The sequence below is a fragment of the Priestia sp. 53B2 genome, from assembly GCF_056099005.1.
The window spans coordinates 1-242 of the sequence record NZ_JBLZXA010000108.1; the positions used below are offsets into that span (position 1 = coordinate 1).

Annotated in this window: 1 rRNA gene; it reads left to right on the forward strand. The window is 54.1% G+C overall.

The annotated features are described in order from the left end of the window. Positions 1 to 242, forward strand: a 16S ribosomal RNA gene (locus ACN6NE_RS31350); the annotation flags it as partial.

Genomic DNA, 242 nt, shown 5'->3' on the forward strand with positions numbered 1-242 from the left:
GGGAGGCAGCAGTAGGGAATCTTCCGCAATGGACGAAAGTCTGACGGAGCAACGCCGCGTGAGTGATGAAGGCTTTCGGGTCGTAAAACTCTGTTGTTAGGGAAGAACAAGTACGAGAGTAACTGCTTGTACCTTGACGGTACCTAACCAGAAAGCCACGGCTAACTACGTGCCAGCAGCCGCGGTAATACGTAGGTGGCAAGCGTTATCCGGAATTATTGGGCGTAAAGCGCGCGCAGGCG